General features: G+C 73.7%; 14 protein-coding genes. 8 read left to right on the top strand and 6 right to left on the bottom strand.

Annotated features, from left to right (window positions below; all coding sequences use genetic code 11):
* Positions 1-45: 45 nt before the first annotated feature.
* Positions 46-1,218: an ROK family protein gene (locus ACFP2E_RS02780; RefSeq protein ID WP_378522338.1), complete on the top strand. Its 1,173-nt coding sequence runs from the start codon at positions 46-48 to the stop codon at positions 1,216-1,218.
* Positions 1,219-1,301: 83 nt separating this feature from the next.
* Here the strand turns inward: ACFP2E_RS02780 and ACFP2E_RS02775 are convergent, their stop codons facing one another.
* The 3 genes from ACFP2E_RS02775 to ACFP2E_RS02765 form a co-directional block, all read right to left on the bottom strand.
* Positions 1,302-1,955, bottom strand: coding sequence for an RDD family protein (locus ACFP2E_RS02775; RefSeq protein ID WP_378522337.1), 654 nt, complete (start codon positions 1,953-1,955; stop codon positions 1,302-1,304).
* A gap of 107 nt (positions 1,956-2,062) precedes the next feature.
* Entirely contained in the window at positions 2,063-2,800 is a 738-nt protein-coding gene (fabG, locus tag ACFP2E_RS02770; protein ID WP_378522336.1) for a 3-oxoacyl-ACP reductase FabG, read from the bottom strand.
* 73 nt (positions 2,801-2,873) lie between these two features.
* Complete coding sequence (locus ACFP2E_RS02765; protein WP_378522335.1) at positions 2,874-3,536, bottom strand: TetR/AcrR family transcriptional regulator; 663 nt, start codon at positions 3,534-3,536, stop codon at positions 2,874-2,876.
* Between the two features lie 77 nt (positions 3,537-3,613).
* Between ACFP2E_RS02765 and ACFP2E_RS02760 the strand changes: the two genes are divergently transcribed.
* The 3 genes from ACFP2E_RS02760 (at position 3,614) to ACFP2E_RS02750 (ending at position 6,930) form a co-directional block, all read left to right on the top strand.
* Complete coding sequence (locus ACFP2E_RS02760; protein ID WP_378522508.1) at positions 3,614-4,582, top strand: NAD(P)-dependent alcohol dehydrogenase; 969 nt, start codon at positions 3,614-3,616, stop codon at positions 4,580-4,582.
* Positions 4,583-4,638: 56 nt separating this feature from the next.
* Complete coding sequence (locus tag ACFP2E_RS02755) at positions 4,639-6,678, top strand: ATP-binding protein (RefSeq protein ID WP_378522334.1); 2,040 nt, start codon at positions 4,639-4,641, stop codon at positions 6,676-6,678.
* A gap of 75 nt (positions 6,679-6,753) precedes the next feature.
* Complete coding sequence (locus tag ACFP2E_RS02750) at positions 6,754-6,930, top strand: DUF1059 domain-containing protein (protein ID WP_378522333.1); 177 nt, start codon at positions 6,754-6,756, stop codon at positions 6,928-6,930.
* On the opposite strand, the gene mmuM is transcribed toward ACFP2E_RS02750, so the two are convergent.
* Both mmuM and ACFP2E_RS02740 read right to left on the bottom strand, forming a co-directional pair.
* The gene (mmuM, locus tag ACFP2E_RS02745; protein ID WP_378522332.1) at positions 6,920-7,816 is read right to left on the bottom strand and encodes a homocysteine S-methyltransferase; all 897 of its coding nucleotides are present in this window, start codon (positions 7,814-7,816) and stop codon (positions 6,920-6,922) included. The two genes, ACFP2E_RS02750 and mmuM, sit on opposite strands and share 11 nt — an antisense overlap.
* Before the next feature lie 32 nt (positions 7,817-7,848).
* Positions 7,849-9,045, bottom strand: a complete 1,197-nt coding sequence (locus ACFP2E_RS02740; RefSeq protein WP_378522331.1) for an ROK family protein — start codon at positions 9,043-9,045, stop codon at positions 7,849-7,851.
* A gap of 197 nt (positions 9,046-9,242) precedes the next feature.
* Here ACFP2E_RS02740 and ACFP2E_RS02735 point away from each other — a divergent pair, with 197 nt between their 5' ends.
* The 4 genes from ACFP2E_RS02735 to ACFP2E_RS02720 all read left to right on the top strand — a co-directional run bounded on the left by ACFP2E_RS02735 (position 9,243) and on the right by ACFP2E_RS02720 (position 13,399).
* A complete protein-coding gene (locus ACFP2E_RS02735) occupies positions 9,243-10,304 on the top strand; it encodes a substrate-binding domain-containing protein (protein WP_378522330.1) in 1,062 nt (353 codons plus the stop codon).
* A gap of 151 nt (positions 10,305-10,455) precedes the next feature.
* On the top strand, positions 10,456-11,277 hold the full coding sequence (locus tag ACFP2E_RS02730; RefSeq protein WP_378522329.1) for an ATP-binding cassette domain-containing protein: 822 nt from the start codon (positions 10,456-10,458) through the stop codon (positions 11,275-11,277).
* Positions 11,274-12,533: a sugar ABC transporter permease gene (locus tag ACFP2E_RS02725; RefSeq protein WP_378522328.1), complete on the top strand. Its 1,260-nt coding sequence runs from the start codon at positions 11,274-11,276 to the stop codon at positions 12,531-12,533. Before ACFP2E_RS02730 ends, ACFP2E_RS02725 begins: the two co-directional genes overlap by 4 nt.
* Positions 12,530-13,399, top strand: a complete 870-nt coding sequence (locus tag ACFP2E_RS02720) for an ElyC/SanA/YdcF family protein (RefSeq protein ID WP_378522327.1) — start codon at positions 12,530-12,532, stop codon at positions 13,397-13,399. Before ACFP2E_RS02725 ends, ACFP2E_RS02720 begins: the two co-directional genes overlap by 4 nt.
* Here ACFP2E_RS02720 and ACFP2E_RS02715 read toward each other — a convergent pair.
* Entirely contained in the window at positions 13,351-13,950 is a 600-nt protein-coding gene (locus ACFP2E_RS02715) for a cysteine hydrolase family protein (RefSeq protein ID WP_378522326.1), read from the bottom strand. The two genes, ACFP2E_RS02720 and ACFP2E_RS02715, sit on opposite strands and share 49 nt — an antisense overlap.
* Positions 13,951-13,994: the final 44 nt, after the last annotated feature.

Genomic DNA, 13,994 nt, shown 5'->3' with positions numbered 1-13,994 from the left:
GGCCGAACCGCTCCGAGACCCGGCCCAGCAGAGGAGGAGGCAGCCGTGGACCGCACCGTCCGCGAGACCGGCGCGCCGGCGACCGCCGGCGAGCTGCTCCGCCTCATCCGCACCGGGCGCGCCAGCACCCGCTCCGACCTGCGCCGGCTCACCGGCCTCTCCCGCACCGCGGTCGTGGCCCGCGTCGACGCGCTGATCGACGCCGGCCTGCTGCACGTCGGCCAGGAGCTCGCGTCCACCGGCGGCCGGCCGCCGGGGGCCCTCGTCTTCGACCGCTCCGCGGGCGTCGTGCTCGCGGTCGCGATCGGGCGGTCCCGCAGCCAGCTCGCAGTCCTCGACCTCGACGGCGCGGAGCTCGCCGCCGACTCCGAGGACCACGAGGTCGGCACCGGGCCGGACGCGGTGATGCCGCGGATCGCCGAACGGCTCCGCGACCTGCTCGACGCCATCGAGGCACCCGTCAAGGGCGTGGGCCTCAGCCTGCCGGGCACCGTCGACCCCGAGCGCGGGCTCAGCGTCGACTCCCCCGTCATCGGTCACTGGGGTGGCGTCGAGCTCGCGCCCTACCTCGAGGCGGTCACCGACGCCCCGCTCTTCGTGGGCAACGACGCGGACGTGCTCGCCCGCTCCGAGCTGCTGGCCGACCCGTCACTGCGCGACGCGCTCGTCGTGAAGGCGTCGACCGGCCTGGGCCTCGGCGTGATCGCCGGCGGCCAGGTCGTCAGCGGCCACCGCGGCGCCGCCGGCGAGATCGGCCACACCTCCGTGCCCGCCGGCGAGGGCCTGCGCTGCCGCTGCGGTGCGACCGGCTGCCTGGAGACGGTGGCCGGCGGCTGGGCGCTGGTCGCCCGGCTGGCCGAGGGCGGCCGCGAGCTGCCGCACGTGCGCGACCTGGTCCGACTGGCGCTCGAGGGCGACCCCGAGGCGCGCGGCCTGCTCCGCGAGAGCGGCCGCCACGTCGGCGAGCTGCTCGCGGTCGCGGTCAACCTGCTGAACCCGCAGGCGATCGTCATCGGCGGCGACATGGCCGCGGCGTTCGACACCTACGCCTCCGGCGTCCGCGAGACCCTCTACGCCCGCTCCGGCCCGCTGGCCACCCGCGACCTGCGGATCCAGCCCGCGGCGTACGCCGACCGCGCCGGCGTCGTCGGCTGCGGCGCCCTCGCCCTCGACCACGTGCTCAGCCCGGTCGCGGTCGACGCCTCGCTCCGCACCTGACCGCGACCTGCCAGCAGTTCACCCGGGCACGGGGCCGAGCTGCCACCAGTTGCCCTGGCTTCGCGGCAACTGGTGGCAGCTCGTCAGGCCTTGGGCTCGTCGACCACGACGGTGCTGCAGATCTTGTCGGCGAACGTCTGGCGCTTCGCGTCCCACAGCGGCCACAGCCAGCCGAGGTAGAAGGCCGCCGAGTCGAGGAAGTGGGCGAACGAGCGGCCGATGTTGAGGCCGATCCCGGGCGCCTGGCCGGTGGCCTCCCGCACGAGCCGGATCCCGACCCACTGCTTGCCGAGGGAGCGGCCGGTGCGGCCCTGGCGGATCCACTGGTTCCAGATCGCGAACGCGATCGCGCCGAGGAAGAAGCCGACGGCGGCGAGGATCAGGCCGGCGTTGACGTCGTCGTACGACGTGGTGGTGGTCGCGGCACCCGTGAACGGGTCGGTGCCCGACACGGTGGTCGGCTCCCCGAGCGCGGCGAAGACCAGGACCAGCCCCACGATGTAGAGCGGGAGGAACACCAGCCCGTCGAGGAGGGCGCCGGCGACCCGCTTGCCCCAGTGGGCGAGGGGGAGGCCGTGGCTGTGCCCGACCTGGGCGCCGCCCTGGACGCCGGTCTGGACGCCGGGGTGGCCGTAGGCGGGCCCAGCCGGCGGGTACGGGTAGCCCGGCTGGCCGTAGGGCGCCGACTGGGCGGCGTAGGGGTCGTGCTGGGGCTGGCCGGGCTGCTGGTCGCTCATCGGTCTTCCTGTCTGGTCGGCGGTCTCGCTGGAGAACGTGCGCAGGACGCGACAGGTCGACAGCCCCCGTGCGTCGATGGGAGCACGGTACCGCCGATCGCCGACTGTCACATGTGGCGGCCGCCGGTGACCTCGAGGACGGTCCCGGTCATGTACGACGACAGGTCGCTCGCGAGGAAGAGCGCCACCGCCGCCACCTCGGCGGGCTCCCCGAACCGGCCCATCGGTATGTCACGGAGCCGCTGCTCGAGGATCTCCTCGCGCATCCCCTCGATCATCGGGGTCCGGATCAGGCCGGGCTGGATCGCGTTGACCCGGACTCCCGCATGGGCGACCTCCTTGGCCGCGGCCTTGGTGAGCCCGACGATGCCGGCCTTGGCGGCGCTGTAGTTGGTCTGGCCGAGGTTGCCGACCTTGCCGGAGATCGAGGACATGTTGACGATCGACCCGGTGCCCGCCTCGCGCATCACCGCGGCGGCGGCGCGGGTGCCGAGCCAGGTGCCCTGGACGTGGGTGTCGAGCACCAGCCGGAAGTCGTCCAGCGACATCTTCCGCATGGTGGCGTCGCGCAGGACACCGGCGTTGTTGACCATGACGTGGAGGCCGCCGAAGTGCTCGGTCGCGGCGCCGACGAGCGCGGCCACCTGCACCTCGGAGGTGACGTCGCAGGCCACCGCGAGCGCGCGGCCCTCGCCCAGCCCGGCGGCCGCCTCGCGGGCGGCGTCGCGGTCGACGTCGCCGAGGACGACCCGGGCGCCTTCCGCCACGAACCGCTCGGCGATGGCCAGCCCGAGGCCCTGGGCCCCTCCGGTGACGACGGCGACGCGGTCCTCGAGCAGCGGCATGGCGATTTCCTCCCCTGGGTCCGTCCCGGCGGGTGCGCCGGCCCTGGTCGGCCATCCTGCCGAACCCGCCCGGCTACCCGTCCCGCCGGGCCTCCAGCGCGTCGAGGACGAGGTCGAGGCCGTAGTGGAACTCGTCGCCGAAGCGGTAGCCGGGCCGGGTCGTCACCTCGCGCGCGACCTCGGCGAGGTGGGGCAGCGCCTCGGCGTTCTCGCCGAGCATCGCGTCCGCGAGCGGGGTGAGGTCGTCGCCCTCGTCGAAGGGCAGCGCGATCTCCTGGACGAGGAACCCGTAGAGGTGGGCGTCGAGCAGCGCGAACGCGTGCGCCGCCATGGTGACCGAGAAGCCGGCCGCGCGCAGGCAGCCGAGCACGGCGTCGTGGTGGCGCAGGGTGGCGAGCCCCGGCGAGGTGCGGGAGTCCATCAGTCCCACGGCCCAGCGGTGGCGCAGCAGCGCCTCGCGGCCGGACACCGAGCGGCGCCGCAGCTCCGCGCGCCAGTCGCCGTCGGTGCGTGGCAGGTGCAGCTCCCCGAAGACCGCGTCGACCATCCCGTCGAGGAGGTCCTCCTTGCCGGCGACGTGGTGGTAGAGCGACATCGCCTCGACGCCGAGCTCGCGGGCGACGGCCCGCATCGACAGCGCGCCGATGCCCGACCCGTCGGCGATCGCCACCCCGGCCCGCACCACCTCGTCCCGCGACAGGGTCCCCCGGGTGCCCCGGGTCCGGCTACGCGCCACGGCCACTCCCTCCCTTGACGGACTTACACCGTAAGGCTAGCGTCGGGACGACAGACTTACATCGTAAGGGAGTGACGATGCGGGCGGTGCTGCAGCGGGGGTACGGCGGACCCGAGGTGGTCGAGGTCGTCGACGACGCCCCCGAGCCCCGGGCCGGGCACGACGAGGTGGTCGTCGAGATCCGGGCGGCGGCCGTCGACCGGGGCACGTGGCACCTCATGACCGGCACCCCGCTCGCCGTCCGGCTGGCCCTCGGCCCGCGCCGGCCGCGCCAGCCCGTGGTCGGCCGCGACCTCGCCGGTGTGGTCGTCGAGGTCGGCCCGGACGTCCACGGGTTCGCGGTCGGGGACGAGGTGTTCGGGACCGCCGACGGGTCGCTGGCCGAGCGGACGGCGGCCAAGGTCCGCCGCCTGGCGCCGAAGCCGGCCGCGCTCTCCTTCGCCGAGGCCGCGGCGGTGCCGGTCTCGGCGCTCACCGCCCTGCAGGCGCTGCGGGCCGGCCGGCTCCGCGAGGGCCAGCGGGTGCTGGTGATCGGCGCCTCCGGCGGCGTCGGCTCGTACGCCGTCCAGCTCGCGCAGGCGCTCGGGGCGACCGAGGTGGTCGGCGTGTGCAGCGCGGCGAAGGCCGGGTTCGTGCGGTCCCTCGGCGCGGCCGCCACCATCGACCACCGCACGGAGGCCGTCGACGCCCGCGGCACGGCGTACGACCTGGTCCTCGACATCGCCGGCTGCCGTCGCCTGCGCGAGCTGCGCGCGCTGCTGGCCCCGGGCGGCTCGCTCGTCCTCGTCGGCGGGCTCAGCGGCAGGTGGCTGGGCGTCCGTCGCCAGCTCCTCGGCGCCGCGCTGTCGCCGTTCGTGCGCCAGCGCATCCCGTTCTTCGTCTCCCGCGAGGACGGGCGGGACCTGGCAGAGCTGGGGGACCTCGCCACGAAGGGCCTGCTGCGACCCGCGGTCGACGCGACCCACCCGCTCGAGCGGGTCCACGACGCCCTCGACGACCTCGACGGCGGCCCGTGCGGCAAGGTGGTCGTCACGGTCACGGGCTGACACCGGACCGGACGAAGTAGCCGCCGAGGGGCCGACACATCAGTATCGTGCGTCCCGTGAGCAACCCCACCGGTCTGCGTCGGTCCCCGTGGACCCGGTGGTGGCCGCAGCGGCTCGGCTTCGCCCTGGCGTTCGCGGTAGCAGGACACATCGGACGTATGACAGTCGTCGACGGGCAGTCACTCAGCCTCGTCTGGCCCGCAGCAGGTGTCGCTGTCCTGTGGTTCCTCGCCGGCGAGGTCCGCCTCCGGGACCCTGACGTGCCGCTCCTGGCTCTGATCGCATTCCTGGTGAACCGGCTCACCGGCGCCGAGACCGACGTGGCGCTCGTCTTCACCGCCACCAACACGGTCATGGCACTCCTGGTCGCGAGCCTGCTTCACCGCTGGCTGCCGCGGGTCTGGGGAACGGGCGGCGGCCATGCGCTGGCCTCGACCCGCGACGTCGCCCGGTTCGCCGCCGCTGCCGCAGCAGGCGCGCTCGCAGGTGTCGGTCTGGGAACCTTGGGTCTGCTGGCGGCGACCGGCTCGGTCGACCCGGCGTCCTCCGTCGTCTGGTTCGGCCGCAACCTGTGCGGCATCTTGGCGGTCAGCGGGCTGGGAGTCGTCCTGGGCCAGCAGTACTCCGCCACACGGTCCTGGCGACGCGTGCTCTCCGTCGGCGACAAGCGCCGAGGGGAGTTCCTGGCAGCCCTGGTGACGACAGTGGTCACCTGCGTCGGCGTGTTCGCCGTGGACGGCCTCCCCCTGGAGTTCCCGCTGCTCGTCAGCACGGTGTGGGTAGGGCTGCGCTTCTCGCCTGCCCTGAGCATCACGCACTCGTGGACGGTCGGGGTGCTCGCGGTCGTCCTCACGCTGCAGGGCCACGGTCCGTTCGCCGAGGTGCAGGCACTGCAGATGCAGGCCCTGCTGGCCCAGCTGTTCGTCGTCCTGATGCTGATGATGGGGTTGCTCCTCGCCGTGGGTCGCGAGGAGCAGGCGGCGCTCACGCGCACGCTCGCCGCCACCGAGCGCGATGCCCGCGACCGTGCCGAGCTTCTGCGCACGATCATCGGGTCGATCGATCAGGGCCTTCTCGTCGTCGATGGCGACGGCGCCATCCTGCTGCAGAATCCCGCCGCGGCCACGCTCACCGGCGCGCCGGTCACGAGAGTGGGCGACCTCGGTTGGGAACGCGCTGACGGGTCGGCGCTCTCCGAAACCGAGCATCCCCACGTGCGGGCACTCGCCGGTGAGACGACGAGTGGCATGGACGTGACCGCCCCGGGGAGCGGCGGCTCGCGGACGTTGGCGGTCTCCGCGCAGCCGCTGCAGTCCCGGCCGGGGCAGCCGCGGCGTGCCGTCATGGTCTTCCGCGACGTCACCGACGAGCGGCAGCAGCAGCGCGAGCTGGCCGCGTTCGCCGGCGTCGTCGCCCACGACCTGCTCAACCCGGTCACCTCGGTCGCCGGGTGGGCCGAGGTGCTGGAGGCCGAGCTCGGCGACGGCGACGACCTGGCCCAGGACGCGGTCCGCCGGGTGAGCCGGGGCGTGGAGCGCATGCGGCAGCTCATCTCCGACCTGCTCACCCACGCCCGCAGCAAGGACGGCCCGCTCGACCTGGCCGACCTCGACCTCGCGGCCCTCGTCGAGGACGTCGCCCTGGCCCGCGACACGCCGTACGTCACCGTGGACCCGGACCTCGCCGGCGTGCGGGCCGACGAGTCGCTGCTGCGCCAGGTCCTCGACAACCTCATCGGCAACGGCCTCAAGTACGTCGCGCCCGGCACCGAGCCGTGGGTCAGCGTGCACGCCGTCCGCGACCGGCGGGATCGCGGCATGGTGCGCGTATCAGTGGTCGACAACGGGATCGGGATCCCCGACGAGCAGCGCCAGCAGGTGTTCGACGAGTTCCACCGCGCCCACGCCGACGACTACGAGGGCACCGGCCTCGGCCTCGCGATCTGCCGCCGGATCGTCGAGCGGCACGGCGGCAGCATCGGCATCGAGTCCAACCACCCGTCGCCGGGCTCGACGTTCTGGTTCACGCTGCCCGCGGCCCACCGTCCGGTCGGCCGGCCAGCGTCGCCCGCGACGGCGGCCCGCGAGCCGGCCTGACACCCGCGCGGCGGGGTTACGATCGTCGGACAACTTCTGCGCACTCCCGGGGACACCACCGACGGAAGGCACACCATGAGCTACCAGGTCGCGTGCGGTGACATCATGCCCGGCTGCTCGGCCCACTTCGAGACGGAGACGCGGGAGGAGCTGATGCAGCAGGTCGCCCGGCACGCGGCCGAGGTGCACGGCATCACCAACCTGACGCCGGACATCCAGCAGACGGTCGACTCGAAGATCGTCACGGCCTGACGGCTGCCGCGATCTCCCGGATCCGGTCCGGGCCCACCCGGCAGCAGCCGCCGACCAGCCGCGCCCCCGCAGCCACCCACGTGGCGGCGAGGGCGGGGTCGAGCTCGCCCTCGCCCACCCAGGCGTGGGCCGCACTGTCCCAGCCCTCCCCGAGGTTCGGGTAGGCGACGGTGGGCAGCCCGGTGGCGCGCGTGGCCGCGGCCAGTGCCGGGGCGACGTCGCGGGGCGCCGAGCAGTTGACGCCGGCGGCGACCACCGGACGGCAGCCCGCCAGCACGGCGTACGCCGCCTCCAGCGGCTGGTCCGCCCGGGTGCGGTCGCCGGCGACCGCGTAGGAGAACCAGGCCGGCAGGCCGAGGTCGCCGAGCAGCCCGACGAGGACCTCCGCCTCGTCGGCGTCGGGGACCGTCTCCACGGCGAGCAGGTCCGGCTCCTCCGCGGCGAGCAGCTCGAGCCGGGGGCCGTGGAAGTCGCGCAGCGCGGCGGCGGAGACCCCGTAGCGGCCGCGGTACTCCGAGCCGTCGGCCAGGTAGGCGCCGTAGGGCCCGACCGAGGCCGCGACGAGCAGCTCGCGACCGAGCTCGCCGGAGAGCCGGTCGCGCACCTCGCGGGCGACGCGGACCCCGGCCCGGATGACGGCGCGGGCCCGCTCCTCGTCGAGGCCCGCGGCGACGAGGCCGGGCACGCTGGCCTGGTAGGTCGCCGTGGTGGCGACGTCGGCACCGGCCCGGTAGTACGCCTCGTGGACCGCGGCGACCTCGGCCGGGTCGTCGAGCAGCAGCCGCGCGGTCCACAGGTCCGAGGACAGGTCGTGGCCGCGCTCCTCGAGGGCGTTGGAGAGCCCGCCGTCGAGGACCAGCGGTGCGGCGTCGTGGGCGATCCTCACCCCGCCATCCTCCCCCGCGACCGCAGGACCGCTCACCCGACGCCGGTGGCCGGGATGAGCTCGGTGCTGTCGAGGGCCAGCATCACCGCGCCGATCACCGACGCGCGGTCGCCCAGCGAGGCGAGCCGCACCTCGGTGGCCGCGGAGACCGATGCCAGCGCGTGGCGGCGCAGCCCCACCCGGACCGGGTCCAGCAGCAGGTCGCCGGCCCGGGACATGTCGCCGCCCACGACGACGCAGCTCGGGTTGAGCAGGTTGGCCAGCATGGCCAGGCCCCAGCCCAGCCGCAGCCCGGCGTCCTCGAAGACCCGCAGCGGCCCCATCGCCCCCTGCCGCGCGGCCGCGACGAGATCGTCGACGCCGGCGCCGGGCATCTGGTCGGCGAGCGCCTCCTGTGCCATGCCGACGGAGGCGTAGGCCTCGAGGCAGCCACGGCTGCCACACCGGCAGAACGGCCCCTGCTCGTCGATGGTGAGGTGCCCGAGCTCGCCGGCGGTGCCGAAGGCGCCGCGGAAGATCTGGCCGTCGATGACCAGGCCGGCACCGACACCCGAGGAGACCTTGACGTAGGCCATCGTGGCGTGGCCACGACCGGCACCCCAACGGTGCTCGGCGAGCGCGCCGAGGTTGGCGTCGTTCTCGATGGTGGTGGGGCGACCGAGGACCCGCTCCGCCTCGCGATGGGCGTCGACCCCGACCCACCCGGGCAGGATCGCGGCCGACATCACGAGGCCGTCCCGGTCGAGCGGCGTGGGCAGGCCCAGCCCGACGTGCGCGATGGCCGAACGCTCGGTGCCGACCTGGGCGGCAAGCCGGTCGAGCATCTCGCCGGCGAGCGCGAGGCCGTCCTCGTGCGGGTGGTCGGGCGCGATCGGCTCGCGCTCCACGGCGTGGATCTCGCCACTCAGGTCGCCGACCGCGACCCGCAGGTGCCGGTGGCCGAAGTCGATGCCGGCGACGTAGCCCGCCTCCCGGGCGATCCGGACCATCGTCCCGCGGCGACCGCCGACGACGGTGGTCTCGACCATGCCGGCGCCCGAGAGCTCGCGCACGATGTTCGAGACCGTGGCGGGCGCCAGCCGGGTGGCCCGGGCGATGTCCGCCTGGCTCACCGGCCGCCGGTCCTCGCTGCGCTGCAGGACCTCCACGACGCGGCGCTGGTTGGCGGCGCGCAGGGAAGACGTCGACCCCGGCGCGGGGGCGTCGACCGGGTCGGACATCGGCGGCATGCCCGAACCATAGGGCTGTGACGCGCCTCACCGTCAACCCTTTCGCACCAAGTCGTTGTCATGCAACGGACGCAATGTGCGCGCTTCTGAAACATTTTCATTCAAGTCTTGACGGCTAGAGGTGGCCGTGGTCACACTCGGTCCCAGAAGCCAGTCGTCGGGTAGCGACAGCGCCCCGACCCCCACGAGGAGGAACCGTGGCCCGTTTCACCCGCACCGCCGTCTCGCTGGCGGCCGTCGCCGTCCTCGGTGCCGGAGTCCTGAGCGCCTGCGGCGCCAACGAGGCGCAGGAGAGCGCCGAGGAGGGCAAGAAGATCGCCCTGCTCCTGCCGGAGTCGAAGACCACCCGCTACGAGGCGTTCGACCGGCCGCTCTTCGAGGAGCGCGTCGCCGAGCTCTGCAGCGACTGCGAGATCACCTACTTCAACGCCGACCAGGACCCTGCGAAGCAGCAGCAGCAGGTCGAGACGGCGATCAGCGACAACGTCGACGTCATGGTGCTCGACCCGGTCGACGGCAAGGCCGCCGCCGGCCTCGTCACCTCGGCCCAGGACGAGGGCATCCCGGTCGTCGCCTACGACCGCTTCATCGAGGGTTCCGACTACTACCTGTCCTTCAACAACGCCGCCGTCGGCGAGCTGCAGGGCGAGGCGCTGCTCGACGCCATGGGCGGCAGCGGCAAGATCCTGATGCTGAACGGCGCGCCGACCGACCCGAACGCCGCGCAGTTCAAGGAGGGCGCGCACGCCGCGCTCGACGGCAAGGCCGACATCCTGGCGGAGTACGACAACCCCGACTGGAGCCCGGACAACGCCCAGCAGTGGACCACCGACCAGCTCGGCAAGATCGACCCCAAGTCGCTCGACGGCATCTACGCCGCCAACGACGGCCAGGCCGGCGGCGTCGTGGCCGCCATGACCGGTGCCGGCGTGCCGGCCGACCAGCTGCCGCCGATCACCGGCCAGGACGCCGAGCTCGCCGCGATCCAGCGCATCGTCGCCGGTGAGCAGGCGATGACGATCTACAAGCCGATCAAGGTCGAGGCGTACGGCGCCGCGGAGCTGGCCGTCAAGCTCGTCAACGGCGAGGACGTCACCGACACCACCGACTTCGAGGGCGTCGCGTCCTACATCTACGACCCGATCGTGGTGACCGTGGACAACATCGCCGACACCGTCGTGGCCGACGAGTTCTACAGCATCGAGGACATCTGCTCCGGCGACTACGCCAAGGCGTGCGCCGACGCCGGCCTGTCCTGATCCACCAGAGGTACCCAGCACGACCAGCACCACCTGTGAGCGGCCCGCCGGGGCACCTGGACCGGCGGGCCGCTGCACACCACCATCAGATCCACCAGCAGCACCACCACACCGGCAACGACCGTCGGCCAGCGGCCGCGACGGAGGACCCATGACCACCATGACCGAGCCACCGGGCGCACCGGCACCCGCCACCGAGGCGGTGCTGTCCCTGCGGGGCATCAACAAGCGGTTCGGCGCCGTGCAGGCGCTCACCGACGTCCACCTCGACGTCGCGCCCGGCGAGGTCGTCGCCCTGGTCGGCGACAACGGCGCCGGCAAGTCGACGCTCGTCAAGATCATCTCGGGCGTCTACCAGCCCGACGGCGGCTCCATCACCTTCGCGGGCCGCAAGATCCACGTGGGCGGCCCCGGCGAGGCGCAGGCCCTCGGCATCTCCACCGTGTTCCAGGACCTCGCTCTCTGCGACAACCTCGACGTGGTTGCCAACCTCTTCCTCGGCCAGGAGAAGACCTCCGCCGGCTGGCTCGACGAGGTGGAGATGGAGAAGGAGGCGTGGCGGCTGCTGCGCACCCTCTCCGCCAAGATCCCCTCGGTCCGGATCCCGATCGCCGGCCTCTCCGGCGGCCAGCGGCAGACCGTCGCCATCGCCCGCAGCCTCGTCGGCAACCCCAAGGTCGTGATGCTCGACGAGCCGACCGCGGCCCTCGGCGTCGCCCAGACCGCAGAGGTGCTCAACCTCATCGAGCGGCTGCGCGACCACGGCCTCGGCGTCATCCTCATCAGCCACAACATGGCCGACGTGCAGGCCGTCGCCGACCGGATCGTGGTGCTGCGGCTCGGCCGCAACGCCGCCGAGTTCCGGGTCGAGGAGGCCACCACCGACCAGCTGGTCGCCGCGATCACCGGCGCCTCGGACAACGTCGTCGCCGAGCGGGCCCGCCGGCGCGCCGCGGAAGGGACCCCCGAATGAGCGACACCACCACCGTCGAGAGCGACGCCCCGCTCCCGGCCGACCTCGCCGACGAGCGGCTCATGCAGCAGAAGGGCCTCTGGGGCGCCGTCCAGGCGTTCGGCCACCGGATCCGCGGCGGTGAGCTCGGCACACTCCCGGTCATCGTCGGCCTGGTCGTCATCGCGGTCGTCTTCTACGTCCAGGACCCGGCGTTCCTCTCGTCGCGCTCCCTGGTCAACATCACGCTGTTCGCGGCCCCCATCGGCATCATCGCCCTCGGCGTGGTGCTGGTCCTGCTCCTCGGGGAGATCGACCTGTCGGTCGGCTCGGTCAGCGGCCTCGCCGCCGCCGTCATGGCGGTGGTCGTCGTCTACAACGACCAGTCCCTGGTCCTCGGCATGCTCGCCGGCCTCGGGACCGGCCTGGGCATCGGCCTCGTCTACGGACTGCTGTACACCCGGGTCGGGGTCCCGAGCTTCGTCATCACGCTCGCCGGCCTCCTCGGGTTCCTCGGCCTGCAGCTCGTCGTCCTCGGCGACCGGGGCACGGTCAACCTGCCCCGCAGCTCAGGCCTCGTCGAGTTCACCCGCCAGTCCTTCCTGTCCGACGCCGTGGCCTACGCCCTGGTCGTCGTCGCGGTGGCGGCGTACGTCGCCTCGCAGCTGTGGAAGATCCGCCGGCGGCGGGCCGCGGGCCTGTCGGCCCCGTCGCTCGTGGCGGTCGGCATCAAGGCGGGCCTGATGCTGGTCGGCCTGGGCTACCTGACCTACTACCTCAACATCGACCGCGGCATCGGCTACCTGCCGCTGCTGTTCATCGCGCTGGTCGTGGTCATGGACCAGGTGCTGCGCCGCACCCGCTGGGGCCGCCACGTCTACGCGGTCGGCGGCAACGAGGAGGCAGCCCGCCGCTCCGGCATCCGGGTCGACCGGGTCTACATCTCGGTCTTCGCGCTGACCGGCATGTTCGCCGCGCTCGGCGGGCTGATGGCCGCGGGCCAGCTGACCTCGGTGTCGCAGGCCTCCGGTGGCACGGACACCAACCTCACCGCCATCGCGGCGGCGGTCATCGGCGGCACCAGCCTCTTCGGCGGCCGCGGCACGGCCTGGGCGGCCCTGCTCGGCATCGCGGTGCTGCAGTCGATCCAGACCGGCCTGAACGTGATCGGCGTCGACTCCTCGGTGCGGTTCATGGTCACCGGCGCGGTGCTCCTGCTGGCCGTCGCGATCGACTCGGTCTCGCGCCGGGCACGGTCCAGCAGCGGTCGCGGTTGACCCTCCTCACCCTGCGGCGAGAGCGCCGCGGCGACGACCTCCGGGACGTTGCCGCGGCGCTCTCGCGCATCGACGACTTCGTCGCGGTCCGGGACGTCCCCGCCCTCACCCGTCGCCACCTCGCCGACGTGCTCGGCGAGGAGTCCGCGGACCTGCTGGTCCTCTTCGGCGCCTGCCCACCCGGCGCCTGGGACGGCGTGGCCCGGGCCGTGGCGTCGGGGGTCGCCCGCGACTTGCTGCTGGTCGGCGGGATCGGCCACACCACGCCGGTGCTGTGGCGTGCGATGGCCGGGCGCTATCCCGACGCGCAGGGCCTGCCCGAGGCGACGCTGATGGCGCGCTACCTCGCCGACGAGCACGGGCTGTACGACGTGCTGGTCGAGGAGCTTTCCACCGACTGCGGCAGCAACATCGCCCGGGCGGCCGAGGTGGTCCGGCGGGCGGGTCTCCGGCCGCGCTCGGTGGTGCTCGTGCAGGACCGCACCATGCAGCGCCGGATGCTCGCCGGCTTCGAGCACCTCTGGCCGGTCGGGCCGGACGGCGGACTCCCGCGGGCCCTGGGCTTCGCCGGCTACGAGCAGCGGTTCGTCGTGCGAGAGGGCGGCATCGGGCTGGCACTGCCGGACCTGTGGGGCGGCTGGACCGCCGGCCACCACGCCTCGCTGCTGCTCGGCGAGGTGGCGCGGCTGCACGACACCCCGACGGGCTACGGGCCGCGCGGCCACGGCTTCATCGCGCACGTCGACGTGCCCGCCGACGTGCTGGCAGCCGCCGACCTCGTCGCGGAGTCCCTCGGTGTCGCGCCGCGCGCGACCGGTCAGGGCGCGCCGGCCGCGCCGGGCTCGCCCAGCATCTCCAGCAGCTGACGGGTCGGCGCCACAGTCGCGAACTCGCCGTGCAGGTTGGTGGCGGTGGCCCGCGCGAGCTCCTCGGCGGTCATGACGGTGCCGTCGGGCGCAGCCCGGTCGAAGGTGTGGGTGGCATCGAGCGCGAACCAGGTGTCGTAGCCGAGGTTGCCGGCGACGCGAGCCGTGGTCTCGCAGCAGTGGTTGGTGGTGATCCCGGCGACCACCACCGACGTCACCCCCGCCCCCTGCAGCCAGGCGTGCAGGTCCGGCTCGCCGTGGAAGGACGAGTTGACCGACTTGGTGACGGTCAGCGCCGGGGCGTGGCGGGCGAGGTAGGGCTTGAGCCGGTTGCCCGGCTGGTCGGGGTGGAGCGGGCTGTCGGGGTTGGCCGACTCGTGCCGCACGTAGACCAGCGGCCGTCCCGACGCGGCGAACGCGTCGACCAGCGCCTCGATGTTCGCGTCGGCGGCCGGGTTGTCGCGGCGGCCCCACCACGGGTCGTCGAACCCTTCCTGCACGTCGACGACGACCAGCGCGGTGGCCGGAGGGAGGGTCTGCGCATCGGCCACGGCTTGCTCCTGGGTCCTGGGTGGCTCGCCATCGTAGGGGCCCC

It is taken from the genome of Nocardioides sp. GCM10027114 (genome assembly GCF_042659625.1).
In the GTDB taxonomy this organism is placed as follows: domain Bacteria; phylum Actinomycetota; class Actinomycetes; order Propionibacteriales; family Nocardioidaceae; genus Nocardioides.
The sequence above is the reverse complement of the archived record's forward strand: the minus strand, read 5'-3'. Positions and strand labels throughout refer to the sequence as shown.

Coding starts and splice junctions, on each gene's coding strand:
- ACFP2E_RS02775 (WP_378522337.1), bottom strand. CDS start 1,955: ATGAGCGACCAGCAGCCCGGCCAGCCCCAGCACGACCCCTACGCCGCC.
- fabG (WP_378522336.1), bottom strand. CDS start 2,800: ATGCCGCTGCTCGAGGACCGCGTCGCCGTCGTCACCGGAGGGGCCCAG.
- ACFP2E_RS02760 (WP_378522508.1), top strand. CDS start 3,614: ATGCGGGCGGTGCTGCAGCGGGGGTACGGCGGACCCGAGGTGGTCGAG.
- ACFP2E_RS02750 (WP_378522333.1), top strand. CDS start 6,754: ATGAGCTACCAGGTCGCGTGCGGTGACATCATGCCCGGCTGCTCGGCC.
- ACFP2E_RS02740 (WP_378522331.1), bottom strand. CDS start 9,045: ATGCCGCCGATGTCCGACCCGGTCGACGCCCCCGCGCCGGGGTCGACG.
- ACFP2E_RS02730 (WP_378522329.1), top strand. CDS start 10,456: ATGACCACCATGACCGAGCCACCGGGCGCACCGGCACCCGCCACCGAG.
- ACFP2E_RS02725 (WP_378522328.1), top strand. CDS start 11,274: ATGAGCGACACCACCACCGTCGAGAGCGACGCCCCGCTCCCGGCCGAC.